Raw genomic sequence first — 1,471 nt, forward strand, 5'->3', positions numbered from 1 at the left:
CTGTCGTCAGCATGGCTTCTACCGTCTATCATCCAGCAAATACAGATGCTGGCTACACCATTCACTGGGATCATTTCAAGAGCACCAAAACTCGCGCTGAAGTCGTTTCGGAATTGGAAGCCGCCATTAAGGATGGTTCATATCGAAGAATGCAGTTGCAGTCGCTCGGGTTTTTTCCTCCATCCAAAGGAACAAAGACTCGTGAACAAGTGCGCCAAGAGTTGTTCTCGATGACAGCAGCCGAGAAGGCAGAATTAGCCAAGCAAAACATCGGGAATTGAGCCTTCTCCGGACCCAAGAGCGACTGGGCTTGTCGCTCTTGGATGCACCTGTTGCGAGACAACAAACCACTACGCTTTGTACGAAGCACTTTTAAGCCTTAACGCATTGGCAATCACAGATGCAGAACTCAGACTCATCGCCAACGCTGCAATCATCGGCGAGAGCAACCAGCCAGTGAATGGGAAAAGTAATCCCGCTGCCAATGGCACGCCCAGTGCGTTGTAGAGGAATGCAAATACCAAATTCTGCTTCATGTTGGCAACCGTTGCATTTGACAATTCGCGTGCAGTGACAATGCCTCTTAAATCACCTTTAACGAGTGTGACTTGTGCGCTGTTCATGGCCACATCAGTACCCGTGCCCATGGCAATGCCCACATTGGCTTTTGCAAGGGCTGGCGCATCATTGATGCCATCGCCAGCCATCGCTACCGTGCAACCTTCTGCTTGTAGTTTTTCAACCAAAGCCATTTTGTCTGCTGGTTTGACTTCGCCGTGAACCTCGTCGATACCAAGCCGTGATCCTACTGATCTAGCCGTAGTCAAGCCATCGCCTGTGGCCATGATGATGCGAATGCCTTCAGCTTTTAGCGCAGTAAGCGCTTCAGAAGTACTGGTCTTGATGGGATCAGACACCGCCAACAGCCCAACGAGTTCGCCATTCGCAGCTAAGTACATTACGCTTGCACCTTCAGCGCGTAGGGCTTCTGCTTCTGTGGCCACGATGGCGGTATTCGCACCGAGTTGTTGCATCAACGCAGTATTGCCCAAAGCAAGCTGTTTGCCCTGAACAATTCCACGAACGCCAATACCACTTGAAGATTCAAAACCATCCACTGTCTCCAGCATCAGTCCACGTTCGTGTGCGGCTTTCACAATTGCATCAGCCAAGGGATGCTCACTACCTTGGTCAAGACTTGCGGCCAAACGCAACACCTCATCCGCTTGATGGCCACCCACAGCAATAACTCGATTGAATACAGGCTTGCCTTCAGTCAAGGTACCCGTTTTATCCACGATCAAGGTGTCGATTTTGCGAAAGTTCTCTATTGCAGCTGCATCTCGGAACAGAACGCCAGAAGTTGCACCACGTCCAGTTGCTACCATGATCGACATGGGCGTTGCCAAACCCAATGCACAGGGACAAGCAATGATGAGAACCGCAACAGCGTTGATCAGGCCATAGACCC

The 1,471-nt window shown here is 50.8% G+C and carries 2 protein-coding genes; one reads left to right on the forward strand and one right to left on the reverse strand.

The genetic code is table 11. The features are described from left to right. Positions 1 to 281 (forward strand): DUF4148 domain-containing protein (locus KIH26_RS16885; RefSeq protein ID WP_213446862.1); only part of this gene is annotated, 281 nt, incomplete at its 5' end. A 69-nt stretch (positions 282 to 350) separates the two neighbouring features. Here the strand turns inward: KIH26_RS16885 and KIH26_RS16890 are convergent. Next, on the reverse strand, positions 351 to 1,471 hold a 1,121-nt coding region (locus tag KIH26_RS16890; RefSeq protein WP_213446863.1), incomplete at its 5' end, for a heavy metal translocating P-type ATPase.

This window comes from Variovorax sp. PCZ-1 (assembly GCF_018413605.1).
In the GTDB taxonomy this organism is placed as follows: Bacteria; Pseudomonadota; Gammaproteobacteria; order Burkholderiales; family Burkholderiaceae_C; genus JANMDU01.